This is a genomic window from Streptomyces sp. NPDC054847 (assembly GCF_053610925.1).
This window is the reverse complement of the sequence record NZ_JBSGZJ010000022.1, coordinates 1-23,182: the sequence shown is the minus strand read 5'-3', so window position 1 is coordinate 23,182 and position 23,182 is coordinate 1. Positions and strand designations below refer to the sequence as shown.

Sequence of the window (23,182 nt, the reverse complement as noted above, 5' to 3'; positions counted from 1 at the left end):
CGGCCCCCGCCAGGAGCCTGGGCCCAGGATCAGGTCGAGTGAGGCTTCCGCACTCCAGGGCGATCTTCGAGGCGGGTTGCCGAAGCCGAGATGCCGGTCAGCCGCCCTGGTAGATCGTGGTGCACAGCAGCGTGGCGCCGTCGTCCACCAGGTAGGCCCAGTAGCGCGTCTGGTCGCCTGCCGCCCGGCGGCAGTTGTTCGCGTCGGCGCCCGCCGGGGCGCGGTAGACGCCTGTGATGTGCATGATCTGGTTGTACGGGGCGGGCACCGGCTCGCGTCGGCAGGCCACGGCCGTCATCATGCCGAGGGAGATCGAGTAGCCGGACTGCTGGCCGAGCATGCAGTAGGCGGCGTGGTAGATGCGGGTGAGGCAGAGCTTCGTGGTGTTGCCGGTGGTGGCGGACCGGTAGCTCCAGTACGACTTCCCATGGCTGGTGGGGCAGGCCGTGTCGGTGGCGGTCACCTGGACCTGCGCCTGTGCGTCGGCGCAGGACACGGGGTCCGGCGGAACATCGACGCTCCAGTCGATGCTGGTGGTGCCCCCGCGGCCCGTGTCGTAGACGGCAAGGCAGTCGCCGGCCGAGATGGCTTTGAACGCCTCTTCGGTGGGATCCGGAGTGGGTGTCGACGGCTCGGGGTCGACCTCGTCAGCGTCCCCCTCACTGATGCCGGGGTCATCGGGGATGTCGACGGTCGGCGAAGACGTGGATGGGGCTGGGCTGGAACTGGATGGGGGCGAGTCGGCCAACAGGTCCTTCAGCTCCGTCGCGTTGCTCACGCCCAGCCAGGTCAGGATCGACAGCACGGATGCGATTCCGCCGATGAGCGCCAATAACTTGGCAGTGGAATGATCATCGGATGCGCCTGCCACAATGCCCTCCCCCGCCGCGGCTCAGGCGATATTAACTTTTCCGGCGCCGCTGAGAGTCGAACTCCCGTTATCCCGCCCCGTTGGCCACCCCGCACAGATCCAGCACCCCACGGATCGCCGCCCGGCCAGATCATCCGTTCATCTGCATGGGCCATGTGCGGAGGATGGGTCTCGCCGCGCGGCGAGCGGAGCGAGCCGCTCACCGTGGGCCCCGGCGGGGTGGGATCGTCGGTCTCCGCCGGGTCGACGTCGGCCTGGACAAGCGCGTGCTTTGCGTCCGCCGGCAGACTCGGCGTCGGCGTGGCGTCCTCTGCGACGACGACCCCAAGGGCCGCCGTCGTCGGGCTGTACCGATCCCGGCGATATGCATCGCGCCGCTTCGCCGGCACCGGATGCGCCAGGCCGCTGCCGAGCTGCGCGCGGGGGAGTCACGAGGAAGCGTGGAAGCCTGCCCTCGCCGCGGCCGGAGTCATCCCGGTCCCCACGCGGTCGACCTTTCGCCGAGTCCCGCGAGAACGGCATGCACGCCCTGCGCCACTTCTACGCCTCGGTCCTCCTGGACGCGGGCGAGAACATCAAGGCCCTCGCCGAGTACCTCGGCCACTCCGACCCCGGCCTGACGCTCCGCGTCCATGCGCACCTCATGCCGTCCCGTAGATCGCGGCAAGAAAGGCTCGAAGATCCACTTGATCACCGAGCGGACCGGTCTGCCCCTCTCCATCGGCATCTCCGCCGCGAACACCCATGACAGCCAGGGCCTGGAACCCCTGGTGCGTGGCATCCCGCCGATCCGCTCCCGGCGCGGGCCACGTCGACGACGGCCCGCCAAACTTCACGCTGACAAGGGATACGACTACGACCACCTGCGGAAATGGCTGCGCTCCCGGCACGTCGTGCCGCGCATCGCTCGCCGGGGCATCGAGTCCTCCCAGAAGCTGGGCCGCCATCGTTGGACCGTGGAGCGGACCGTGGCGTGGCTGGCCGGGTGCCGCCGCCTGCACCGTCGCTACGAACGCAAGGCCGAGCGCTTCCTGGCCTTCGCCGGTATCGCCGCTGCTCTGATCTGCTACCGCCGTCTTTCCAGGTAGACGGCCCACCGCCCACCCATATCCCGTTGCAGTGATCCGTGCCGCGGGACAATCATGACCGTCACGGAACGGCCGAGGCAGATCATCAAGTGTGGAGACTTCGCCCTGCGGCGCTGGCGGGGACAGAGCGACTTCGAGCCGATGTTCAGGTTGATCGAGGAGTCTCTGGACCACCTGCGCTCCTGTACGGTCAGATGGCCATCGGCACCGCGCTGCGCGCCCTCGCCGTGGCAGGGCACCTGCGTCGCGTGCGCTGCAGGGTCGAAGGCTACGGCCAGTGCCGGTGGGTGACGCTCACCTACTGGTCCCGCACCGCCCACGACAACGAGTGGTGGACCGCCAAGCTCGCGGGCGAGGCCGCCGCCGCCCCGGAGCGGGCACCCGCCGCCGAGCAGGCGGTCGTGCCCCAGCAGCGCACTGCGGAACGACCCGCAGTGAGCGCACCCGCAGAGCCGCATGGCGAGCCGAGCGCAGGCATCCCCACGGCCGTCGCGGCCCCGTCCCCCGCCTACCTCGCCCTCGCCGAACTCGGCCGCAGGGAACCCCGCCTGGCTCTCTCCGCCGCCGACTGCGCCACGCTGGAACCGCTCGCCGCCGCATGGTTCGCACGCGGCGTCAGCGCCGACTACCTGACCTCGGCGCTCACCGCCGGACTGCCCGAGCGCATCGGATCACCCATCGGCCTGGTACGCCGCCGCCTCACCGACAAGATGCCGCCCCAGCTGCCCACAGCACCCGCACAGGTCCAGGGACCGCCCGGCACTCCCGTGCGCGCTCTCCTGGTCGAGTGCACCGAATGCGGTCGCCCCGGCCCGGCCGAAGCGCTCCCGGACGGCCTCTGCCGCCCCTGCGCGGCCACGCACCAGTCGGCGGAATCGTCAGAGGCCCCGGTCCCGGCCGAGATCGAACGGGATGTCCCCGCCCTCGTCGCCGGCCTCCGCAACCTGATGCGCACTCCCTGAACCGCCGACTACGGCCTCAACGCGGGTCCCGGCGCCGGCTGAGTTCCACGGCGGCGTCGAGGATGCGGGCGATGTCGGCCGCGACGGTGCTGTCCGTGTTGTTCAGATACCGCACGATCGCCGCGCCCGCCGCCGATACGCTTCTGGGCGGCACGGGGACCGTCAGGAAGAGCAGCGGCACTCCGTACACCTCACGGAGGACCTCCTCCACGACGAACTCGTTGACCGGTCGTCGCTCGGCACGGTGTGCGGCAGCGACTTCGTCGCTGAAGACCGCGAGCTCCTCGATGCCACACCGGTCACCCAGCCTGGGCGCGAGAAGCACGGCGACGAACGACACCAGGAAGCCGTTGAAGGCGATCCTGTCTCCGGGGGAGAGCGCCTCGTCGAGCGCCTTGGCCCTGCGGTCCTTGAGGACGAGGCACCTGATCTGATCGCGGAACCGGGGTTCGACACGCATTCCGGGCCTCCTACTCCACGTACGTGAAGCTCATCAGGACGGCGAGCACGGCATCCTCGAACGACTCGTAGCGGCCGACCTCGTCGGCCCGCCAGAGCCCCTGCGGGCGGACGACGGCGAAGGCCGACCACAGCCCCCGGTCGTGGCTCACCCGCCCCGCGTGGAAGGTCTCCCCGCCGTGGTCGAGCACGAGGCGCGCGGTCTCCTCGCCGACGGGCACGCCCGGCTGCGGCACGAGTGAGAAGCGGTGGCGTTCGAGGGTCTGCCGGAGTGCCGTGCTGACGTGCGGGATCGTCATGGCGTCCCTCCTGTGCCCGGGGGATCGACGGGGGCCTCTGCGCCCGGCGGCGGCGCAGGCGGGCGGCGTGGGCGCGGAGCCTGCCCGGGCCGACGGAATCGTAGTAGCGGCGTGAGGCTTTCACGAGTTCCTTCCTGGGCGGAAGCGAGTCGGTGAAGTCGCGTATCACGTACGCCTGTTCCGCCTCCGGAAGGGTTCCCCACTCGCCGTGGGTTCCGCCGCAGGCATCCGCGAGCACATCGAGGCATTCGGCCAGAGCCAGGTGCGCTGACGCCGTGCCGCCCCAGTCCGCAAGCCACTGCCCACGCAGCAGCTCGGTGGCCTGACCGGCGTGGGTGAGCCCTGTCCCGGTGTCGTTGTCCGGTTCCTCGACGATCCCGTCCTCCGGCTGTGGGGAAGGGCCGATCCCCAGACGGATGCGCTGTTGCAGCCCGGCCAGGCGTTCCTTCGCCGCACTGTTGCCCCGTCGGACGGCGAGCTCGTACCAGGACAGCGCCTGCCTCTGGTTGCCGTACTGCTCCTCGTAGAGCTGTCCGAGGTGGAGCGGGGCCGCGTGATCACCGGTTTCGTAGGCTTTCGTGTACCACTCGGTCGCCTCCTGGAGCGCCTCGCCGGTGACAGGCTCCGGTTCGATGCCCTGCATCCTCGCCTGGACCCGGCCCTCGGCGATCTGGCCCAGCCGGTTCATCGAGGGCGCGTGTCCGGCCGCGGCGGCTGCCTGATAGCGCAAGGTGATCAGAGGGAGCCGCTCGACACCCCCTTCGGTCTCCAGGCGGTACGCCGAGCGGTAGAGAGCTTCGGGATCACCTCCGGGCTCGGGCGGTGCCTCGGGCGCGTTGTTGCGGGCGAACACCCAGCCGGCGGCGTTGTCCTCGATGCGGCGGCCGGGTTCCGGGCTGCCCTTCTCGACGAGCTTGTCGGCGACCACGGGGAAGATGTGATCGAGGGTGAGACCGGCAGGCCCGCCGGGTACGCCCTCCCGCACGGTGTCCACGAGTGCTCGGGTGAAGTGCGTCTGCGCCTGGTGGACGTCCTCCTTCTCGTACCAGGAGCTCTCGAACGCGCTGCTGCTCATCAGCAGGTAGGTGCCGGACACCGGGGGCAGCCGGTCCGGGGAGAGACGGCCGTAGTCCTGGGCGGCGAGCCCCGCGTTGCAGCAGTCGAGCACCGCGATCTTGACGGCGGCACGGCTCTCGCGGAAAGCGTCCCGTACATCCTCGAACAACAACCCTGTGGCGCTCGTGTAGGCGGAAGCGATCCTGGTGTCCTGCACGGTGAGGCACAGCCGCTCGCGATGGTCGTAGATGCCGTGGCCGACGTAGTAGAAGAACGCGATGTCCGTGGCCGCGACGAACGCATCGATGAGTTCGACATGGGTGGTGCCGAGCGTGGGGCGGTTCTTGAACTCCTTGACGGAGCTTTCGGGCCACGAGCCGCACACCGGGTCCAGGAGCAGCTCCCGCATGCGGTGGTAACTGCGTTCCACCGCCCGTGACCTCTCGAAGTCCGTGTAGTCCCAGGTGCCCATGAGGACCGCCCGCGAACGGGAGTAGTCCCGGCCGGTCAGGTCAGTCATCGCTGAGCAGGTGGGATGCGATCTCGAGGACCGTCTGCGGGTCGTCGGAGTTCTCGACGGTCACCGTCACCGAACGCTTGCCGCGTGTCAGCGTCACCGTCACGGACGACCGCCGGGACTGGATGAACGCCGGAAGAGTCCGGATCGCGACCGTGAGCACCGCCGCCGAGGGCACGAGCAGCTGGAGCACCTCGACGACCCCGAGCTGCCCCTCGCCCGGGCCGGAGCGCATGCGGGAGACCTCCAGCCCCGGGAGGGGGCTGAGGCGGCGGTACAACGGTCCGACGTCAGCCGGCTCGGAGACCGACAGGACCACCTCGAAGGGTGCCTCGGCGTCTCCCGCCATCTGTGAGGAGATCGCTTCAGTCATCGGGGCCTCCCAGCCGATGGTCCGTCCGGTCCGCTCGTCCGCAGCCACGTCGTGCACATGTCCCTAGTACGGGTTGGCGGGGTCATCGGGGTCGAGGAGATCAACGCCCTGCTTCTCCAGCTCCTGCATGGCCGTCCCGATCTCCCGCAGGCACGGGTCGCACAGCGTCATGCCCTTGTCGAGCTCTTTCGACTCGCACCTCTTGCACTTGCTCATCGTGTACTCCCTCACCGGCAACAGAGTGTTACCTCACGGGTGTTGAGTGCATCGTGGTAAGCGAAAAAATACCAAACGGTCCGCACTCGCGGCAGGGCGTTCGCGTAGCTGCTCTCGGTCAGCGCGCGGGCGAGCAATGGGCGACGGCGGAGGGGCGCAGGGACGCCCGTCCCGGACCGCCCGCCCGGATCAGGCGCCGGACAGTGTGTCCGCCAGCGACTGGAACCAGGCGCCGTGGGAGAACGGCTCGGGCGGGCCCACCTCCATGCCGAGTTCGGCGGAGGCCAGGGCGTAGTCCCCCTCGTCCAGGGGAAGGGCGAGCAGCTCATGCAGTTCGCCGACCACCGTGGATGCCGTGGGTCGCCAGTCACAGCGAGGAGAAGACCCGCGACTTCCTCGCGAAGTCCGACGCGAAATGGGACAGCGGTGACGCGTTCAACTACGCCGTCACCCGGAACGGCGCGCTCATCGGCATGTGTTCCACTTACCGCGGGACCGTACCCCAGGGCTTGTGCATGGGGTACTGGTTGCACCCTGCCGCCACCGGCCAGGGCATCGCCACGAGAGCGACGGCAGCCATGGTGGCCGAAGCATTCACCCTGCCGAGCGTGGCATACCTGGAAATCGCGCACGACCTGGCCAACGTCTCCAGCGGCGCCATACCGCGCCGGCTGGGCTTCACCGAAGTCCGCCGTGAGCAGGTGACGCCGCCCGCTGCCCCCTCCGACTCCGGCATCGACGTGGTCTGGCGGCTGAACCGCCCCACGCCGCCCATGAGCGACATTCCCACCCGCTGAACTGAACCTCCCGAACCCAACTCCTGCCGCTTCCTACCAAACGAGATCACCTCTAAGCCCCCTACCGGCGGAGAAACCACAGGTAGGGGGCTTATGCAGGTGGTGCTACTTCCTCTTGCCCTGGGTCTGGGGGGCCCGTTTTTTGGCCCTGGTCAGAGGTGTGGGCACCCCAACTGACCGGGGGTCGAGCCGTCGTTGGTGGTCGTTGTCTGTCGTTGGTTGTCGTCCTCGGAGGGCCCACTGGGGGCCCGGCTCGGGGCCCGGCAGGGCCGCTATCGACTAGCGGCAGGGGGCGCTAGCGTTAGCGCCGCTGATAGCGGCCGAAACAGCAGGCGACCAGCACGTTAGCGAATAGCGGCCTGTCCGAGCAGCACTCGGAATCGGCCCATCTGGCGCCTGTCTGAGGGGCGCCGCCGAGCCTCTATCTGGGCGGGCCGCCGTTCGGGCCGTCGGCCGTCGCGTGTGGAAGGGGCAAGAAGGAGCGGCCTACGGCCGCACGTCTTGGGACTCGCACGCTCCCGCGCCAGCCGAAGTTCCAGACAAGCACCGTGCGCGGCTGTAGCGCTCCCTGTACGCCTCTCAACACAAGGGTGTCCCGTCGAGTGGTTACCTCAGAGAGGCAGTTGGATTCTCTCCACGCTGGGCTTGTTGCACGCGCTCAACAACCACCTTGGTGATGTCCATCAGGCGGTCGGGTACTTCGCTGCCATTGGCCCAGGCATACTCCACCTTCGCTATCACAGCCCCCTGCCGTACGTTGAAACCGCGGCCGGCCCACCCCCCGGTAGCGGACTCCGGCTCGAAGCCATCGATCTCGTCCCCCGGAGGGTTCTGCCCTACTTCATCCACTGTCCCGGCGCCCTTGAACAAGGCAACTGCTGTGGCTTGGTCATCGAACGAGATGAGCTTGACGACCACTTCTTGGTTGTCGAGATTGGTGTAGCCACCCAAGCCCACAGCGATGGCCTCTGCACACCAGTCGTCAGGCCATCCCTCGGACTGGCAGATGGACGGATCAGACATGCTCCAAGCCTTCACCGTTCTCTCGTCCGAGACGTCCGGTGGCATGTTGATCCTCCTGGGAAGTGCTGCCTCCAGCAGTTCTGGCGACAAGACAGCTGCCTGGTTCGTCTTTGCAGCAGCAGGCGTCCGCGAAGCAGTTCCGCCCGTGGAGGTCGGGCCGGGGCCTTCTGACCTGCACCCCGCCGTCAGCGCACACATGACGGCAATCGCGGCCAGAGTGGCGACGGCGCTTGAACGTACGTCTCGACGGCCGATCACGATCGGTCGCACCCCCGCGTCTTAGCGATCACGAGTGCTCGATGATAGTCATCGGGGCCCTGCAGTCATGGGGGTGAGAGGGAATATCCGCTCAACCTGTCCTGAAAACAGCCCTGATCCCACCCCGCCCTGACGGCCGCCTGACACCTCCACAGTCAGGGACCCTCTGACACCCAAACCCCTAGGCAGGCACGGGTGTCACCCGTTCTGACACCCGGCGTGACACCTGACGCTGACACCCTCTGACCCTGCTCTGACATCCCACGCCTTACGCGTCCGGAGACGGCAATCCATGGGCGGGGGACTCCCACCGCCCCGCCCTGGATTGCCGTCGTCGGGGCCTTCCAAGGGGCAGACGGCAGACCAGCGGGCGCCGTCGGGCCGCTACCCGCTCCGGGGAGCTTCTGAAGGCTTTTCAGGGGGCAGGACGGCCGTGCCCACCGCGCTCCTGCCCCCGCCTGAAAAGCCGTCCCTACTCCCCATTACCAGAGAGTTGAGGAAAGACAGCGTCCGCAGCGTCCGCCGGTCCTCTCGCACCGCCTCTGACCTGCACTGTCCTGTGGACGCTAAACAAAATGTATAGCGTCCGCCGGTGTCCGCAGCGTCCGGCCACCCTCCGCTACTAAGAGCCGGTTTCCGCAGGTCAAGGCAACTCTTAGTAGATCGGGGCTGCGGACGCTGGCTCCTCCGTCGGGAGACGGAAGAGACCACCGCCCCGCGAGGCCGGGTGGTCTTTTCCGTCCGACGGACGCCGGATGAGCGCGACGGCGCTGGGGCGTCAGGAGGTGGCGGGCTGACGCGTCAGACAACGGATCACAGGACCGCGTTCGGGGTCGGGCAACGTCTGGTCGGTGGATTGCGGGCGGTATGACGGTGTGTCTGTACGGCCGCCCATGACGCGTGTGGCTTGATCGTCGGGCGGTCCCGGCAGCGGCCTGAACACCAACCGACGTCCGTGGCACGTCCTGAGTGCCGCGCTCTTTGTCGAGGAGCCCCCATCGTGAGACCGACCCTGCAACATGCCATGTTCCCTCGACGTGGCGCGGGTGAGCGGCGGCGCACGGCTGCCAGGCGTGCTGCCGTCCTGCTCGCCACTGTGGCGCTGCCGGCGGCCCTGGTGGTGCCCACCGCCACGCCTGCCGCGGCGGCGCCGACGACCGTCACCTTCAACGCAGGCGCCAACCAGCCTTCACCGTCCCGGCCGGCGTCACCCAACTGACCGTCACCGCCACCGGCGCCGCAGGCCAGAACGCGCCTAACGGTGGCACAGGCGGGAGCGCCGCCACCGTCACCGGCACCCTGACCGCCACCCCGGGCACCACCCTGTTCGTGAACGTCAACACCGGCGGCGGACCAGGCACCGGAAACTTCTCGGGCGGCGTCGGCGGCGGTTCCAGCGACGTCCGCACCTGCAACTCGGCCGCCTCCGGCTGCACCCTGACCGGCAGCCCCGGCACCGATCCCCGCCTCATCGTCGCCGGCGGCGGAGGCGGCGGCGGCTACGGTTCCGCCATCGGCGACTTCCAGGTCCCCGAGGCCACCGGCGGGGACGCCGGCAACACCGGAGGCGACGGCGGCGACAGACCGCAGAGCGGCGTCGGCGGTGGCGGAGGAACCCAGACCACCGGCGGCACCGGCGGAGCCGCATGCTCGCCGAACCCAACCACCGCCGGCACCGACGGTACGGCCGGTGCCGCCGGCACCGGCGGCGCCGGCTTCGGGGGAGGCGGCGGCGGAGGCGGCTGGTTCGGAGGCGGCGGAGGCGGCGGCTGCGGCCAAATCAACAGCGATAGCACGGCAGGTCCTGGTGGTGGCGGTGGCGGGTCAAACCTCGTCCCGTCCGGTGGTACCTCCGGACCCGCCACCGGGTCGGCCCAGGTCACCATCACCTACGAGCCGGTCCCCCCCACCTGCGCGACCGCCACGGCCACCATCACCGGCACCAACGGCAACGACGTCCTGACCGGCACCCCCGGCGACGAGGTGATCTTCGCCCTCGCCGGGAACGACGTGGTCGACGGCCGCGGCGGCAACGACCTGATCTGCGGCGCCGACGGCAACGACTCACTCACCGGCGGCGACGGCAACGACCGCGTCGAGGGCGGCAACGGCAACGACACCCTCACCGGCGGCAACGGCAACGACACCCTCATCGGCGCCAACGGCAACGACGCCCTGTCCGGCGGTGCCGACAACGACGCCAACGATGGCGGCCCCGGCAACGACGCTCTCAACGGCGGCCCCGGGACCAACACCAACGACGGCGGAACCGGCCACAACAGCTGCACCAACCCCACCACCGGAACCGGCTGCAACACCTGATCAACGATCACCAGAAACGGGCCCCGTGCGTCGGTCGCCGCTGAGGCGAGGGACGTGCCGGGGCCCGTTTTCGACGCTCTGCGACGCGGCTCCAGAGCGCCCAGGGGTTAGAAGCCGTTGTCGTACCGATCATGGAACGTGCAGGTCGAACAAGGTTCCTGGTCGGGTGATCTTGCGGTGGTGCGGACATGAAGGCGGGGCCTCTTGGTAGCTCGGTGGTGCGAACCTGACCGAGCGGCCCAAGGAGGCCCCGTTGTCGTTGTTGTACGCGCTGGCGCCCGCAGACTTCAACTCGGCCGTCGTGTCGTGCGATTGCCTCACGTGTACGGCAACGCGGCAGATCATCCGGACCGGGTGCGCCGGTATCCATCGGACATGAGCGACGAGGAGTGGACGGTGGTACGGCCGCTGTTGCCCACGCCTGCCTGGCTGGAGGGCCGGGGCGGGGCGGGCAGCCCGAAGGGTATTGCCACCGGCAGATGTTGGATGCGATCCGCTATCTCGTGGCGGGCGGGATCTCCTGGCGGTCAATGCCCGTGGACTTCCCCGGCTGGGACCGCGTCTACGCCTTCTTCCGCCGTTGGCGGCAGCACGGACTGATCACCGAGTTCCACGACCGGCTGCGTGAGCGGGTCCGGATCCGCGAGGGCCGCGAGGCGGAACCGACGGCCGGGATCATCGACGCGCAGTCGGTGAAGGCCGCCGCGACGGTACCCGCCGGCTCACGCGGCTACGACGGAGGCAAGCAGATCAACGGGCGGAAGCGGCACATCGTGACCGACTGTCTCGGCCTGCTCCTGGTCGTCGCGGTGACCGCCGCGAACGTCGGCGACCGCGAGGCGGCCGTGCCCCTGCTGCAGCGGTTGCGGAACCTGCACCGGGACATCTGCCTTGTCTGGGCCGACGGCGGATACTCCGGCCAACTCGTCGACTGGTGCCGTCAGAAGCTCGCCTTCGCCCTCGAAGTCGTCAAGCGCACCGACGACATGGAGGGGTTCGTGGTGCTGCCGAGACGCTGGGTGGTGGAGAGAACACTGAGCCGGCTGATGCATTCGCGCCGTCTGTGCCGGGACTACGAGACGCTCACCGCGACCAGCGAGGCGATGATCCTGTTCTCGATGATCACGCGGACGAGCCGCCGCCTGGCCCGGCCACGAGCCGACGGCCGGCACTGAACGCCCCCGACGCCTCCTGGAGCAACCACCCGCGCTCGCCAAGGCGCCTGGCCTTCGACCGCACCCCTTCGACCTTCGCCGCGACCGCGTCATCCATGCCCGGTGCCGCCGCGATGTCCTTGGCCCGTGCCGGCTCACGGTCCGGTCGGTCCTGGAGCACGTTCAAAATCCGCTGGTTGTCGGGCGAGAGCACCGACACCGACAGCCCCTCCCGCCACGGCGGCACGATCGATCCCGGCACAGACGCGGACACAGCAGCAGACGCTTCCTTGCCTTCGGCCTCCACCGCGACGGTGGTCTCTTCGGCAGACGCAGCCAGGGCATCGACGAGCTCTCCGCGTGCGATCACTCGCCGGTCCAGCTCAATCTCGGCGGCCTCCAGCGCCGCAGCCGCACGGGCCGCCGCCTCCCGCAGGCCCTCCACCCGCTCGCGGGCGGCCGTTTCCCGTGCCTCCAGCAACCCCAGCATCGACGCCACCGCGCACCCCTCGACGATCTAGCGGAAACAGAACGTCGAGACCATCCCTCAATCCGACCGAAACCATGCCTGACCAGCAGAAACTCAAAGCTCATACCCGGTTCAGCAACGGCTTCTTAGCGCTGCCGTGGATGCGCGCCGGCGGCCCGCCTGTGACCAAGCGGCTGATCTTCACCGGCCCGCTCGGTGGGCACGTCTGGCGTACGTCGTGGAACGAGGACCACTGGAAGCCCGCACTCGCCAAAGTGGGCGTCATCCCCACCGCGAAGAGTCGCGAGCACGCTGCCGCACGTGAGCACGGCATGCACGCGCTGAGGCACTTCTACGCGTCCGTACTGCTGGACGCCGGGGAGAGCATCAAGGCCGTCAGCGAGTACCTGGGGCACTCCGATCCAGGGCTCACGCTCAAGGTGTACGCCCACCTCATGCCCACCACCCGGGACCGCGCGCGGAACGCTCTCGGCAAGGCTCTGCGGCCGGACTGATCACCGGCACTGAGGGCCCACAGTGGGCCCAGGCCATGAAAATGCCCCCGCCCCGCACCATTCGCGCAGGTCGGGGGCATGATCACCCAACTTACTTCTTCTTGCCCTGGTTCTTGACCGCCTCGATCGCCGCCGCCGCCGCGTCCGGGTCGAGGTAGGTGCCGCCCGGCTTGACCGGGTTGAAGTCGGCGTCGAGCTCGTAGACGAGGGGGATGCCGGTGGGGATGTTCAGGCCGGCGATGTCCGCGTCGGAGATGCCGTCCAGGTGCTTGACCAGCGCGCGCAGGCTGTTGCCGTGGGCGGCGATCAGGACCGTGCGGCCGGCGAGCAGGTCGGGGACGATGCCGTCGTACCAGTACGGCAGCATGCGCTCGACGACGTCCTTGAGGCACTCGGTGCGGGGACGCAGCTCGCTCGGGATGGTCTGGTAGCGGGCGTCGTTCGCCTGCGAGAACTCGTTGTCGTCGGCGAGGACCGGCGGAGGCGTGTCGTACGAGCGGCGCCAGAGCATGAACTGCTCCTCGCCGAACTCGGCCAGCGTCTGGGCCTTGTCCTTGCCCTGAAGGGCGCCGTAGTGGCGCTCGTTCAGCCGCCAGGTCCGGTGGACCGGGATCCAGTGGCGGTCGGCGGACTCCAGGGCGAGCTGCGCCGTGCGGATGGCGCGCTTCTGGAGCGAGGTGTGGAGTACGTCGGGGAGCAGACCGGCGTCCTTGAGCAGCTCACCGCCGCGGACTGCCTCCTTCTCGCCCTTCTCCGTGAGGTTGACGTCCACCCAGCCGGTGAACAGGTTCTTCGCGTTCCATTCGCTCTCGCCGTGGCGGAGGAGGATCAGCTTGTACGGTGCGTCGGCCATGCGCCCGAGCCTAATCGACGCGCCGCCGGCGCCGCGCGGCTGCCCGAGGAGCGGACCGTTGACGATCGCCGTCAATTGAGTGGCGCCCTGCGCCTCCCGCTAAGTAAGTTGCGGATGCTTCAGAAGACCATTACAGCCGTGGGGGGCTCCCGTATGTCCATCGCTTCGCTCGGACGCTCAGCGCGCACGACCGTCTCGGGGCTGCCTCCCGGCTTCTGGTGGCTGTGGACCTCGACGCTGGTGAACCGGACCGGCGCGTTCGTGCTCACCTTCCTGTCGCTCTATCTCACCCAGGAACTGGGCTACTCCGCCTGGTACGCCGGTCTGGTCATCGCCCTGCACGGGCTCGGCGGCGTGGCCGGGTCCCCGCTCGGCGGGATGCTCACCGACCGGTGGGGCCGGCGCCCAACGATGATCTCGATGCACCTGGCGGGCGCGGCCTGCGCCGCCGCCCTCGCCGTGGTCAGCAGCGCCTGGGGCATCGCGGTCGTGGTGCTCCTCATGGGCGTGGCGATGCAGGCCGTGCGGCCGGCGATCAGCGCGATGATCGCGGACATGGTCCCGGAGTCCGAGCTGCGCCGGGCCTACGCGCTCAACTACTGGGCCCTCAACCTGGGCTTCGCCGTCGCCGCGCTCGGCGGCGGTGCCGCGATCTTCCTCGGCTACCGGACCCTGTTCGTGGCCGACGCCGTGGCGACGGCCCTGTGCGCGGTGATCGTCTTCATGCGGCTGGGCGAGACCCGGCCCGCGGCCCGCGTCGACAGTGCCGGTGAGCGGGTCGAGGAGCAGCGGGTGACCGTCCTCGACGTACTGAAGGACGCACCGTTCCGCACCCTGGTCCTGCTGAACCTGCTGGTCTGCCTGATCTTCACCGCCCCGTGGGTGGGCCTGCCGCTGACCATGGCCGGTGAGGGTCTGTCGGCCGATTCGTACGGCATGGTCATCGCCGTCAACGGTGTGGTGATCGTCGCCCTGCAGTTGCTCGTCAACAGGATCACCGACAAACGCTCGCCTGCCGCGCTGCTCACCGTCTCGTCGCTGCTCTTCGCCGTCGGCACCGGGGCGACGGCCCTGGCCGGCACCCCGCTGGTGTTCGCGGCGACCGTGGTGGTGTGGACGCTCGGCGAGATGGTGCACGTCCCGACGAACGCCGCCGCCACCGCCCGGCTGGCCCCCGAGCACGCCCGGGGCCGCTACCAGGGCGTGATGGGCATGTCCTGGGCCGTCGCCGGTTTCGTCGCGCCGATCCTGGCGGGCTGGGTCGTGGACGGCCCGGGCCCGGACGTTCTGTGGATGGGCTGCGCGGTGGTCGGCGCGGTCGCGGCGGTGGGTTACTCGCTGCTGCTGCGGCGGGCGCTGGCGGAGACGGGCGGTCCGGTGGAGCCTTCGGTGACCAAGGCCGTGGCGGTCGCGAAGGCGGCAGAGGTGACGGACGTGGACGACAAGGAGACCGAGCAGGGCGCGGCCCCGGTCGGGGGCTGACGGGACAGGGTCACCGGCGTCCAGGCGCCGGCTCCTCCGTCACGCAGGTCCCCGCTGGCGCAGCGCACCGGAAGGCAAGGGCGAGCCCGACGTGGGACCTACGGACATGCCACTGTTCAGCGGCCCAGTCGGCGTTGTGCCTCGTAGAGATTGGCGGGGTGGACGGCGCCCGGAGCTCCGTACGCCTCCAGGCGGGAGTTGAGCGGGCCGGCGAAGTCCGGCACGTCGGTCTGGTCGAACTCGCGGACCTCGCTGATGGCGACGGTGGCGCTGTACGGGGCGATCCCGTCGATCCGGACGAGGCCCGCGCGGCCGTTGGTCACCGTGACGTTCCAATGGGTGAAGCGGGCGCCGTAGAGGGGGCCGGCGCTGGCGTCGCCGCCGTGGCGGCCGTTGTTCTCCACCGTGATCTCGGTGCGGACGTTGGCGAACGGCATGCCTCGGTGGGTGTCGAAGGTGCCCATCTCCATCACACCGCGCGACCAGACGTTGTAGCTGGACAGGCCCTCGACGTTGATGCCGTGCAACTGGGTCCCGGCGGGCGCCGGGACGGTGCGGCGCGCGACGGTGAAGTCCTCGACGAGGTTGTCGTGCGAGCCCTCGCGGCAGAAGTAGGGGTGGTGCGAGCCGCGGCCCTCGACCCGGGTGCGCCGCAGGGTGCAGGCCGAGGCCGCGACGAGGCCGAACCCGTTGTCGACGTGGCGCACGGTGACGTCGTCGGCCCAGCAGTCGTACGCGCACTGGAAGGTGACGCCGTTGTAGCCCTTGTCGAGCAGGTGCGGGGACTGCGGCGTCTCGACGGCCGCGAGGGTCAGGCCCTCCACGCCGGATCCGGTGAGCGGTGTGACGAGGGTGGTGAGGCGGGGGTCCCATTCGGGGCGTACGTCGAGGGGAAGCGGGCGCTCGAGGCTGACCCGGCCGCGGTCGACCGAAGTGATGCGAACGGGCCACTCGTAGGGGACGTAGGACGTCAACTTGGTCTTGTCGTCCCAGACATACGTCTTGGTCCCCTCCCCGTCGCCGGCCATGTGCCGCAGCAGGGTGTGGCCGGCGTCGTCGGCGAGGCGGAGCATGACGAGTTGTCCGCGGCGCAGCCCGGAGGTGTCAGAGACGGTGACGGACCGATCGCCGCGGCGGGCGGGGGCGACGGTGGCGAGGGTGGTCCACTCGTCGCGCCGGTTGCCGGTCCAGCCCTCGAAGGGCCATGCCCTGGCCCTGATGGCGTCGGTGAGGGAGGCGTAACGGTCCTTCGGGCAGAGCCAGATGAGGCCGCCGGCCCATGACCAGGAGGATTTGTCACCGCCGTAGCGGGAGCCGTAGGGACCGATGAGTTCGGTGAGGTTCCTGGTGGCGAGGAGGGTGGTGCGGCCGCTCCCGGCGCCGCGCAGGGCGACGTCGCTGTGCCCGATGCGGATGACGTCGTCGATGCGGTACGTGCCCGGCGGGACGACGACCGTGCCGCCGCCGCGTTCGCCGACAGCGGCGACGGCACGGTTGATGGCGGGTGCGCAGTCGACGGAGCCGTCGCCTTTGGCCCCGTAGTCGCGCACGTCGGCCCTGACGGGACGCCGCGGGAGGTGGCGCGCCCCGGCGGCCCGGCCGGCACTGCCGATGTACGGGATCTGCGGGTGTGTATAGGGCGCGCGGCGGAACTCCCGCCACAGTTCAGGGGTGGTACGGGTCCGCGCCGTCGCGGGAGCCGCCGCGAGGCCGCCGGTCGCGGCGATTGCCGCGACGGCCGTCGCACTGCCGAGCAGTGCGCGTCTGCTGATGGCTCGTCGATCGGTCCCCATGACGCCACCTTCACATGGATGTGAACGCCGTTCATGTCTACGTCGGCGGTGAGCATGCCACGGGGACCCGGCGCACCGAAAGGGTCGTGCACCGGGCAACAGGAAAGTCAGGGCGTCAGCCGGCGGGCCGCTTGGTCAGGTGAGTGAACGCGTCGAGGTTGCGCGTCGATTCGCCGCGCGACACGCGCCACTCGTACTCGCGGCGGATGGCACTCGCGAAGCCCAGTTCCAGCAGCGTGTTGAACGAGCCGTCCGCCGCCTCCAGGATCGAGCCCAGCAGCCGGTCGATCTCCTCGGGCGTGACCACGGACAGCGGGAGTCTGCCCACGAGGTAGATGTCGCCGAGCCGGTCGATCGCGTAACTCACCCCGTACAGCTTGAGGTTGCGCTCCAGCAGCCAGCGGTGGACGGCGGCGTCGTTCTCGTCGGGGTGGCGGACGACGAAGGCGTTGACCGAGAGCGAGTGCTTGCCGACGAGGAACGAGCACGTCGTGGAAAGCTTGCGGGTGCCCGGGAGTTTGACGACGTAGGAGCCCGTGTCGGGGCTCTCCCATTCGAGTTCGGCGTCCTTGAAGGCCTGCTCGATGACCCGCGTCGCCTGCTGTACGTCAGCCATGGGGCGAGCGTACGTCAGTGGTACACGGCCCGCGTGCGACGGCCGTCACAGCCACGCGGACCGCGCCGCGCCCCGCCGACGAGGCTCGACACGGGCACCCGTCAGTGGTGCGCGGCGCGCGTACGGCGGCGGTGTTCGTACATGGCCGCCTGATAGACGTCGGCGGTCGCCGACGCCGCCGCGTCCCAGCCGAACGACTGCGCGTGCCGGGCCGCCGCCTCCCCCATCCGCTCGGTCCGGGAAGGGTCGCGAACGAAGCCCGCCAGGACGTCCGCGTAGTGCGCGGGATCGTGCCCCGGCACCAGGAAGCCGGTGCGCTCGTCGCGGACGGCGACCGGGAGACCGCCGACGGAAGCGGCGACCACCGGCGTGCCGGCGGCCTGCGCCTCTATGGCGACGAGGCCGAAGGATTCACTGTAGGAAGGCATGACCAGCACGGAGGCGGCGCGGAACCAGTCCGCGAGCTGCTCCTGGCCGACGGGCGGGCGGAAGTGCACGACGTCCGCGATGCCCAGCCTGGCGGCCAGCTTCTGGAGCCCTTCCGGCTTGGCGAGCCCGCTGCCGCTGGGGCCGCCGACGACGGGGACGTGGATACGGCGCCGCAGGGACGGGTCGCGTTCCAGCAGGGTCGCGACGGCGCGCAGCAGGATGTCGGGGGCCTTGAGGGGCTGTATCCGGCCCGCGAACAGCGGGATGAACGCCTCCTGGGGCAGCCCGAGGCGTGCCCGGGCGGCGGCCCGCCCGTCCGCGGGGCGGAAGAGGTCCAGGTTCACGCCCGGGTGGACGACGGCGATCTTCGCGGGGTCGGCGTCGTAGAAGCGGGCGAGCTCGTCGGCCTCCCCCGCGGTGTTGGCGATGAGCCGGTCGGCGGCGTTCACGATCTGCGTCTCGCCGATCACGCGGGTGGCCGGCTCCGGGGTGTCGCCCTCGGCCAGTGCGGCGTTCTTCACCTTGGCCATGGTGTGCATGGCGTGCACGAGCGGGACGCCCCACCGCTCCGCCGCCAGCCAGCCGACGTGGCCGGAGAGCCAGTAGTGCGAGTGGACGAGGTCGTAGTGGCCGGGGCGGCGGGCCGCCCACGCCTGCATCACCCCATGGGTGAAGGCGCACAGCTGAGGAGGCAGGTCCTCCTTGGCCAGGCCCTCGTAGGGGCCGGCGTCGACGTGTCGCACGAGGACGCCGGGGGCCAGCTCCACGGCCGGCGGCAGACCGCCGGCGGACGCCCGGGTGAATATCTCGACCTCGACGTTGATGGCGGCGAGGCGCTTGGCCAGCTCGACGATGTAGACGTTCATGCCGCCCGCGTCGCCCGTCCCCGGCTGGTGCAGCGGGGACGTGTGGACGCTGAGCATGGCGACCCGGCGGGGCTTGCGGTTGCCGCCGGGGAACCGGATACGCGGTGCCATCCGGCTGCTGCCGAGGCGGGACACGTACTGGCTCACGTCGACGGTCCTCTCGCTGCGGGCACGGCAAGGCGCGGGGCAAGCGGGGTCCCGCACAGGCTCACAACAGCGGAGCGGCTCCTTCCATTTCCTTCGGGGGCCCACTTTGCCGAATCATTACCCTCCACGGCCGCCGCGCCCCTTGCGCCGGGGGCCGCCGACCACGTCCGTTGTGCGCCGGTCCGACCGCATACCCTCTTCTGCATGAACCGCCCCGTCGGCACCGCGACCCGCGGGACGACCAACCCCAATCGGCTGCGCCGCATGGACCGCTGGATCGCGCATGCGCACGGCCCCGCCCTGCGCCGCGCCGGCACGGCACCCGTGGCCGTCGACCTCGGGTACGGGGCGGCCCCGTGGACCGCGGTGGAGCTGCTTCAGCGGCTGCGCACCGCCGATCCCCGGTGCGAGGTCGTCGGCATCGAGATCGACCCCGCGCGGGTCAGCGCCGCGAAGCCGTACGAGCGGGCGGGGCTCGCCTTCCGCCACGGCGGCTTCGAGGTCCCGACCACGGACCGGCCCGCGCTCATCAGGGCCGCCAATGTACTGCGCCAGTACGACGAGGCGGAGGTGGCCGCCGTGTGGGCGCGGCTGTGCGGCCGCCTCGGGCCCGGCGGCCTGCTGGTGGAGGGCACCTGCGACGAGATCGGGCGGCGGCACGTGTGGGTGGCGCTCGACCCGGAGGGGCCCCGGACGGTGACGTTCGCGACCCGGCTCGGCTCGCTCGAACGCCCCTCCGACCTCGCGGAGCGGCTGCCCAAGGCGCTCATCCACCGCAACGTGCCGGGCGAGCCGGTGCACGCCTTCCTCCGGGACTTCGACCGGGCCTGGGCGGCGGCGGCCCCCTACGCGTCCCTGGGCGCCCGGCAGCGCTGGATCAAGGCCGTGACGGACCTCGCGGGCACCTGGCCGCTGGCGGACGACCGGAGACGGTGGCGGCAGGGAGAGGTGACCGTGAAGTGGGCGGCACTCGCTCCCAATTCGGGATGAACGGCACCACGATCGAGTGAACGACCCGAACACGGGAACGCACCGGGGGCCTTGCTCGTCAGTGGAGTGGGAGAAACCGGCGGGCGCGATCAGGGGTGGATGATCTGTGGGGGTGATCTGCGCGCCGAAGTGCCGTTCGACCCTGTCACTTTCGTGTACGTCATGACACCATCACGACGTCACGCCCAAGTTACTGACGGTTAATCACATTCTGCTGCGCCGCAAGCAGCCGGATGCCAGGCGTTCGTCCGAAGGGGGAGTCGTGAACCGACGCCACTGTGCCACTGCCGCGATCACACTGGTCTGCGCTCTGACGCTGCTGGCGTCCCCCGGCACGGCCTTCGCGGCCCCCGAGCCGGCCCCGACGACACCGGCGTCCGTCACCCGGCCCGGCGCGCTCCCGCCGCCCCCGCCCGCAGCGCCGGACCGGTCGCTCGAGGCTGTGCGCCTCGAGATAGACGCCCTCTACCGCAAGGCCGCGTCCGCGACGGACGCGTACAACCTCGCGGAGGAGCAGACCCAGAAGCAGTCGGCCGAGATCGTGAAGCTCGCGCAGGAGATGGCCAAGGGCCAGGCCAGGATCGAAGAGCTGAAGAACCGCGCGGGCGCGGCGGCCCGCGCCCAGTACCGCGCGGGCGGGCTCCCGCCGGAGGCGCAGCTGGCGCTCGTCGACGACCCCCAGCTCTTCCTCGACGGCGTCGGCCGCATCCAGCAGGGCCAGAAGGCCACCAAGGACCTGATCACCGAACTGACCCGCACTCAGGCGGACTTGGCCACATACACCAAGGACGCCAGCGCCCAGTGGGAGAGGCTCGAGGCCAACCGGGTCAAGAAGGAGAAGGCACAGAAGGAGATAAAGGAGCGGATCGCCGCCGCCAAGAAGCTCGAGGACGAACTCGAGAAGGAGGAGCTGGCGACCCTCCTGCAGCTGGAGCAGCGGGCGCAGTACGACGCACAGGCCGCCTGGCTCGACTCCGGCGCCCTGAAGGGCGTGGGCGGCACGGCGAGCGAACAGGGCCGCGAGGCACTCCGGTTCGCGACGCAGCAGCTCGGCAAGCCGTACGTGTGGGGCGCGGAGGGACCGGACTCGTACGACTGCTCGGGGCTCACCTCACAGGCGTGGGCCGCCGCCGGCCGCACCATCCCCCGCACCTCGCAGGAACAGTGGCGGCTGCTGCCCCGGATCCGCATCCAGGACATGCGTCCCGGGGACCTGATCATCTACCACTCGGACGCCAGCCATGTCGGCATGTACATCGGCGACGGCGCGATCATCCACGCGCCGCGGCCCGGCAGGAACGTGACCATGGCCGGCGCCGGCTCGATGTCCATCCTCGGCGTCGTCCGCCCCGACAAGTGACGCCGGACACCCTGGACCACGGCGGCAGGACGCGGACCCCACTTCGCAAGTGATGCACGCCACGCGGAGGAAGGGGCGAAACGGGCGCCAGGGGTGATGTTCGTCATGGGCCGCCCGGCAACTACGCCCCTATGCGCGGCATATGCCACCGGCTCTTCGCTGATCGCCATTCCGTTCGGCCACCGCATACCGCTATGGTCCCCGTCTGGCGGGTCGTCGATCGTCGTCCTGCCGCGCCCTCGGGGGGAGGGAAGGAACAACACCGATGCCCGTACCCGTACCGCGACAGAGGAACGTCCCCGTCGCGGAGACCGCCCCCGGCGGAGCCGGCGGCGGCGACCTCATACTCCTCGTGATCGAGGACGACCCTGCGGGCACCTTCAGCGTTCCGGGTCTGCTGGACGCCGCAGGTGCGCGCGTCCGCATCCGTACCGCCCGGAACCTCACCGAGGCCGAGCGGCTGCTCACGGACGACGTCCACTGCGTCCTCGTCGACCTCGCACTCCCCGGACGCCCGCAGGACGACGCCCTCGGCGCGCTCAAGCACGTCCTGCGCCTCGCGCCCCGGCACGCCGTGCTGGCGCTGACCGCGTCCGGCGACACGGAGCTGGCCGCGGAGGCGGTACGGCTGGGCGCCCAGGACCACCTCGTCCGCGAGGAGCTCGACGGACGCCTGCTGACCCGCGCCGTGCGGTACGCGGTGGAGCGCAAGCGGGCCGACACCGCCCAGGTGAAGCTCGCCGAGTCCCGGCTGCGCGCCCAGGAGAACGCCCGGCTCGAGCGCGGGCTGCTGCCCACCCCCCTGCTCGAGGGCTCCGACCTGCGCTTCGCGGCGCGCTACCGCCCAGGGCGCTCCCGCGCCCTGCTCGGCGGCGACTTCTACGACACCGTCCGCACCCCGGACGGCACGGTCCACGCGATGATCGGCGACGTCTGCGGCCACGGCCCGGACGAGGCGGCACTCGGCGTGGAACTGCGCATCGCCTGGCGGGCCCTCACGTTCGCCGGGCTGTGCGGCGACGACCTGCTCTCCACCCTCCAGCAGGTGCTGGAGCACGAGCGGGAGAGCGACGAGATCTTCGCGACGCTCTGCACCGTGGACATCTCCGCCGACGGGCGGCGGGCCGGACTCTGCCTGGCGGGCCACCCCTCCCCGCTGATCGCCCGGTACGGCCGGGCCGCGCAGCTGCTCCCCTACGACGACGGCGGCCCGGCGCTCGGCCTGCTGCCGCGTGCCCGCTGGCCGCGCCGCCAGGTCGAACTGGGCGGCTCCTGGAGCCTGATGATGTACACGGACGGACTCATAGAGGGCCGCAAGGGCCCGGACACCAAGCAGCGGCTGGGCCAGGACGGCATGCTCGCGATGATCAACCGCCAGCTGTCGGCCGGGCTGGAAGGCGAGACGCTCCTCGAGGCCGCCGTCGGCGAGGTGCGCGAGCTGAACGGCGGCGACCTCACCGACGACGTGGCGGTACTGCTGCTGAGCCGCGACGGGACCCGCCGCTGAGCGACGGTCGCCCGTCGCGGTCACCGGTGGTCCCTCGCATCACCGGTCCGGGATCGCGCCGACTGTCGCGCATTACGCCGACTGTCGCGCATTGCGTCACGGTCCGGCATCGCGTCAGCGGTCGCGTACCGCGGTCATGTGCAGCGATCGTGGGCAGGGCACCGCACGTACCGGCCGAGACTCGTGATCGGCGACGAGCACCGGACGTCGAGAACAGGCACACCGGCGATTCCATGAGCCGGGCTTTCGGTCGTCCTGGACGGTCACCGGCCGCCGTTGTAGGGGCCGTACGGGCCGTCGCTGCTTGAGCCGCCACGCCGCCTGCCGCCTCCGGAGACCTGCTGGAGGGCGGGGCGCACGTCGACGAAAAAGACGATCGAGGCGATCAGGCCGGCGATCGACAGGAACAGCATCGGGACGAAGAGGTTCACGGCGACCGCGACACCGAGGATGACCAGCCAGAACGGCTTGGTCTTCTTGTCGGCGGCCCGGTAGGCGTCGTCACGGGCCATGGCGGCCATGACGAGAGCGGCCACGGACGTCACCAGGAAGACCAGGTTGACGATCATCCAGAGCCCGAAGTCGAAACTGTCAGCCAGCATCCTCAGCACCGCCTACTCAGTGGTTGGTGTCGCCTGCCTCGCCGCCAAGGTACCTCCGAGGATGCCCGCAGCGCGAGGAACGTGCCGGGCGCCGCGTGCCGCGGCGCGCGGGCCTGGCTCCCGGCGCGGCCGGCGGCGCGCGGCGCGGGGGGGCCGGG

At 70.4% G+C, this 23,182-nt stretch carries 24 protein-coding genes and 3 pseudogenes; 11 read left to right on the top strand and 16 right to left on the bottom strand.

Annotated elements, in window-relative coordinates; genetic code table 11:
• Positions 1-97: 97 nt before the first annotated feature.
• On the bottom strand, positions 98-805 hold the full coding sequence (locus ACWGH4_RS04855; RefSeq protein WP_453455660.1) for an LppU/SCO3897 family protein: 708 nt from the start codon (positions 803-805) through the stop codon (positions 98-100).
• Positions 806-1,340: 535 nt separating this feature from the next.
• Positions 1,341-1,505, bottom strand: coding sequence for a hypothetical protein (locus tag ACWGH4_RS04850; protein ID WP_453455657.1), 165 nt, complete (start codon positions 1,503-1,505; stop codon positions 1,341-1,343).
• A gap of 4 nt (positions 1,506-1,509) precedes the next feature.
• Here ACWGH4_RS04850 and ACWGH4_RS04845 point away from each other — a divergent pair.
• Positions 1,510-1,959, top strand: a pseudogene (locus ACWGH4_RS04845) (IS5 family transposase); the annotation flags it as partial.
• 38 nt (positions 1,960-1,997) lie between these two features.
• Entirely contained in the window at positions 1,998-2,921 is a 924-nt protein-coding gene (locus tag ACWGH4_RS04840; RefSeq protein ID WP_453455654.1) for a MarR family transcriptional regulator, read from the top strand.
• Positions 2,922-2,937: 16 nt separating this feature from the next.
• On the opposite strand, the gene ACWGH4_RS04835 is transcribed toward ACWGH4_RS04840, so the two are convergent.
• The 6 genes and pseudogenes from ACWGH4_RS04835 to ACWGH4_RS04810 all read right to left on the bottom strand — a co-directional run bounded on the left by ACWGH4_RS04835 (position 2,938) and on the right by ACWGH4_RS04810 (position 6,186).
• A complete protein-coding gene (locus ACWGH4_RS04835) occupies positions 2,938-3,381 on the bottom strand; it encodes a hypothetical protein (protein WP_453455651.1) in 444 nt (147 codons plus the stop codon).
• 10 nt (positions 3,382-3,391) lie between these two features.
• Positions 3,392-3,679, bottom strand: a complete 288-nt coding sequence (locus ACWGH4_RS04830) for a hypothetical protein (protein ID WP_453455648.1) — start codon at positions 3,677-3,679, stop codon at positions 3,392-3,394.
• 964 nt (positions 3,680-4,643) lie between these two features.
• Positions 4,644-5,207 (bottom strand): annotated as a pseudogene (locus ACWGH4_RS04825) (caspase, EACC1-associated type); the annotation flags it as partial.
• A 40-nt stretch (positions 5,208-5,247) separates the two neighbouring features.
• Positions 5,248-5,625: an effector-associated constant component EACC1 gene (locus tag ACWGH4_RS04820; RefSeq protein ID WP_364936475.1), complete on the bottom strand. Its 378-nt coding sequence runs from the start codon at positions 5,623-5,625 to the stop codon at positions 5,248-5,250.
• 63 nt (positions 5,626-5,688) lie between these two features.
• Positions 5,689-5,841, bottom strand: coding sequence for a hypothetical protein (locus ACWGH4_RS04815; protein WP_158708099.1), 153 nt, complete (start codon positions 5,839-5,841; stop codon positions 5,689-5,691).
• A gap of 189 nt (positions 5,842-6,030) precedes the next feature.
• Positions 6,031-6,186: a hypothetical protein gene (locus ACWGH4_RS04810; RefSeq protein WP_158708100.1), complete on the bottom strand. Its 156-nt coding sequence runs from the start codon at positions 6,184-6,186 to the stop codon at positions 6,031-6,033.
• A 5-nt stretch (positions 6,187-6,191) separates the two neighbouring features.
• Between ACWGH4_RS04810 and ACWGH4_RS04805 the strand changes: the two genes are divergently transcribed.
• A complete protein-coding gene (locus ACWGH4_RS04805) occupies positions 6,192-6,638 on the top strand; it encodes a GNAT family N-acetyltransferase (RefSeq protein WP_453455643.1) in 447 nt (148 codons plus the stop codon).
• 606 nt (positions 6,639-7,244) lie between these two features.
• Here the strand turns inward: ACWGH4_RS04805 and ACWGH4_RS04800 are convergent.
• Positions 7,245-7,751, bottom strand: a complete 507-nt coding sequence (locus tag ACWGH4_RS04800) for a hypothetical protein (protein ID WP_453455641.1) — start codon at positions 7,749-7,751, stop codon at positions 7,245-7,247.
• A 1,168-nt stretch (positions 7,752-8,919) separates the two neighbouring features.
• On the opposite strand from ACWGH4_RS04800, the gene ACWGH4_RS04795 reads away from it, so the two are divergent.
• The gene (locus ACWGH4_RS04795) at positions 8,920-9,138 is read left to right on the top strand and encodes a hypothetical protein (RefSeq protein ID WP_453455638.1); all 219 of its coding nucleotides are present in this window, start codon (positions 8,920-8,922) and stop codon (positions 9,136-9,138) included.
• Positions 9,139-9,248: 110 nt separating this feature from the next.
• Positions 9,249-10,241 (top strand): calcium-binding protein, encoded by a 993-nt coding sequence (locus ACWGH4_RS04790; protein WP_453455636.1) that lies wholly within the window; start codon positions 9,249-9,251, stop codon positions 10,239-10,241.
• Between the two features lie 341 nt (positions 10,242-10,582).
• Here the strand turns inward: ACWGH4_RS04790 and ACWGH4_RS04785 are convergent, their stop codons facing one another.
• Complete coding sequence (locus ACWGH4_RS04785; RefSeq protein ID WP_453455633.1) at positions 10,583-10,714, bottom strand: hypothetical protein; 132 nt, start codon at positions 10,712-10,714, stop codon at positions 10,583-10,585.
• A 6-nt stretch (positions 10,715-10,720) separates the two neighbouring features.
• On the opposite strand from ACWGH4_RS04785, the gene ACWGH4_RS04780 reads away from it, so the two are divergent.
• Positions 10,721-11,416, top strand: a complete 696-nt coding sequence (locus ACWGH4_RS04780) for an IS5 family transposase (RefSeq protein ID WP_453455630.1) — start codon at positions 10,721-10,723, stop codon at positions 11,414-11,416.
• On the opposite strand, the gene ACWGH4_RS04775 is transcribed toward ACWGH4_RS04780, so the two are convergent.
• Positions 11,364-11,885: a hypothetical protein gene (locus tag ACWGH4_RS04775; protein ID WP_453455687.1), complete on the bottom strand. Its 522-nt coding sequence runs from the start codon at positions 11,883-11,885 to the stop codon at positions 11,364-11,366. The genes ACWGH4_RS04780 and ACWGH4_RS04775 overlap by 53 nt on opposite strands.
• 128 nt (positions 11,886-12,013) lie before the next feature.
• On the opposite strand from ACWGH4_RS04775, the pseudogene ACWGH4_RS04770 reads away from it, so the two are divergent.
• Positions 12,014-12,379, top strand: a pseudogene (locus ACWGH4_RS04770) (tyrosine-type recombinase/integrase); the annotation flags it as partial.
• 91 nt (positions 12,380-12,470) lie between these two features.
• Here ACWGH4_RS04770 and ACWGH4_RS04765 read toward each other — a convergent pair.
• On the bottom strand, positions 12,471-13,232 hold the full coding sequence (locus tag ACWGH4_RS04765; protein WP_441266775.1) for a phosphoglyceromutase: 762 nt from the start codon (positions 13,230-13,232) through the stop codon (positions 12,471-12,473).
• A 153-nt stretch (positions 13,233-13,385) separates the two neighbouring features.
• On the opposite strand from ACWGH4_RS04765, the gene ACWGH4_RS04760 reads away from it, so the two are divergent.
• Complete coding sequence (locus ACWGH4_RS04760) at positions 13,386-14,714, top strand: MDR family MFS transporter (RefSeq protein WP_453455626.1); 1,329 nt, start codon at positions 13,386-13,388, stop codon at positions 14,712-14,714.
• Positions 14,715-14,830: 116 nt separating this feature from the next.
• On the opposite strand, the gene ACWGH4_RS04755 is transcribed toward ACWGH4_RS04760, so the two are convergent.
• The 3 genes from ACWGH4_RS04755 to mshA all read right to left on the bottom strand — a co-directional run bounded on the left by ACWGH4_RS04755 (position 14,831) and on the right by mshA (position 18,565).
• The gene (locus tag ACWGH4_RS04755) at positions 14,831-16,507 is read right to left on the bottom strand and encodes a glycosyl hydrolase family 28-related protein (RefSeq protein ID WP_453455623.1); all 1,677 of its coding nucleotides are present in this window, start codon (positions 16,505-16,507) and stop codon (positions 14,831-14,833) included.
• Between the two features lie 115 nt (positions 16,508-16,622).
• A complete protein-coding gene (locus ACWGH4_RS04750) occupies positions 16,623-17,123 on the bottom strand; it encodes a YbjN domain-containing protein (RefSeq protein ID WP_453455620.1) in 501 nt (166 codons plus the stop codon).
• Positions 17,124-17,224: 101 nt separating this feature from the next.
• Entirely contained in the window at positions 17,225-18,565 is a 1,341-nt protein-coding gene (gene mshA / locus ACWGH4_RS04745; protein WP_453455617.1) for a D-inositol-3-phosphate glycosyltransferase, read from the bottom strand.
• A gap of 204 nt (positions 18,566-18,769) precedes the next feature.
• Between mshA and ACWGH4_RS04740 the strand changes: the two genes are divergently transcribed.
• The 3 genes from ACWGH4_RS04740 to ACWGH4_RS04730 all read left to right on the top strand — a co-directional run bounded on the left by ACWGH4_RS04740 (position 18,770) and on the right by ACWGH4_RS04730 (position 22,422).
• Positions 18,770-19,555, top strand: a complete 786-nt coding sequence (locus ACWGH4_RS04740) for a class I SAM-dependent methyltransferase (protein WP_453455614.1) — start codon at positions 18,770-18,772, stop codon at positions 19,553-19,555.
• Between the two features lie 262 nt (positions 19,556-19,817).
• A complete protein-coding gene (locus ACWGH4_RS04735; protein WP_453455611.1) occupies positions 19,818-20,915 on the top strand; it encodes an NlpC/P60 family protein in 1,098 nt (365 codons plus the stop codon).
• A gap of 265 nt (positions 20,916-21,180) precedes the next feature.
• Complete coding sequence (locus ACWGH4_RS04730; protein ID WP_453455608.1) at positions 21,181-22,422, top strand: PP2C family protein-serine/threonine phosphatase; 1,242 nt, start codon at positions 21,181-21,183, stop codon at positions 22,420-22,422.
• 263 nt (positions 22,423-22,685) lie between these two features.
• Here ACWGH4_RS04730 and ACWGH4_RS04725 read toward each other — a convergent pair whose 3' ends face one another.
• Positions 22,686-23,024: a DUF2516 family protein gene (locus tag ACWGH4_RS04725; RefSeq protein ID WP_453455605.1), complete on the bottom strand. Its 339-nt coding sequence runs from the start codon at positions 23,022-23,024 to the stop codon at positions 22,686-22,688.
• Positions 23,025-23,182: the final 158 nt, after the last annotated feature.